Source organism: Streptacidiphilus fuscans (genome assembly GCF_015690355.1).
GTDB classification, from domain to species: Bacteria; Actinomycetota; Actinomycetes; order Streptomycetales; family Streptomycetaceae; genus Streptacidiphilus; species Streptacidiphilus fuscans.
In genome coordinates this window covers 1-1299 of record NZ_JADPRT010000037.1, presented here as the reverse complement: position 1 = coordinate 1299, position 1299 = coordinate 1, and the positions used below count along the sequence as shown (strand labels likewise).

Here is a 1299-nt window from a genome sequence, read left to right as displayed (position 1 = left end):
CCTTCTGGTCGTTGTTTGAGAACTGCACAGTGGACGCGAGCATCTGTGGCCAAGTTTTTAAGGGCGCACGGTGGATGCCTTGGCACCAGGAACCGATGAAGGACGTGGGAGGCCGCGATAGGCCCCGGGGAGCTGTCAACCGAGCTTTGATCCGGGGGTGTCCGAATGGGGAAACCCGGCAGTCGTCATGGGCTGTCACCCATACCTGAACACATAGGGTATGTGGAGGGAACGCGGGGAAGTGAAACATCTCAGTACCCGCAGGAAGAGAAAACAACCGTGATTCCGGGAGTAGTGGCGAGCGAAACCGGATGAGGCTAAACCATGGTGGTGTGAGACCCGGCAGGGGTTGCCATTGTGGGGTCGTGGGATTGTGTTTCAGTCGTCTGCCGGCGGCTGGGCGAGTCAGAAACCGTATGGGTAGTCGAAGGACATGCGAAAGGTCCGGCGTAGAGGGTAAGACCCCCGTAGACGAAATCTGTACGGCTCGCTTATGCAACTCCCAAGTAGCACGGGGCCCGAGAAATCCCGTGTGAATCTGGCGGGACCACCCGCTAAGCCTAAATATTCCCTGGTGACCGATAGCGGATAGTACCGTGAGGGAATGGTGAAAAGTACCGCGGGAGCGGAGTGAAATAGTACCTGAAACCGTGTGCCTACAAGCCGTGGGAGCCCTTTGGGGTGACTGCGTGCCTTTTGAAGAATGAGCCTGCGAGTTTGCGGTGTGTGGCGAGGTTAACCCGTGTGGGGTAGCCGTAGCGAAAGCGAGTCCGAATAGGGCGATTCAGTCGCGCGCCCAAGACCCGAAGCGGAGTGATCTAGCCATGGGCAGGTTGAAGCGCGGGTAAGACCGTGTGGAGGACCGAACCCACCAGGGTTGAAAACCTGGGGGATGACCTGTGGTTAGGGGTGAAAGGCCAATCAAACTCCGTGATAGCTGGTTCTCCCCGAAATGCATTTAGGTGCAGCGTCGTGTGTTTCTTGCCGGAGGTAGAGCACTGGATAGGCGATGGGCCCCACCGGGTTACTGACCTTAGCCAAACTCCGAATGCCGGTAAGTGAGAGCGCGGCAGTGAGACTGTGGGGGATAAGCTCCATGGTCGAGAGGGAAACAGCCCAGAACACCGGCTAAGGCCCCTAAGCGTGTGCTAAGTGGGAAAGGATGTGGAGTCGCAGAGACAACCAGGAGGTTGGCTTAGAAGCAGCCACCCTTTAAAGAGTGCGTAATAGCTCACTGGTCAAGTGATTCCGCGCCGACAATGTAGCGGGGCTCAAGTACACCGCCGAAGCCGTGTCATT

Annotated in this window: 1 rRNA gene; it reads left to right on the top strand. The window is 57.5% G+C overall.

The features are described 5' to 3' along the window. Positions 1–47 precede the first annotated feature (47 nt). A 23S ribosomal RNA gene (locus I2501_RS38720) occupies positions 48–1299 on the top strand; the annotation flags it as partial.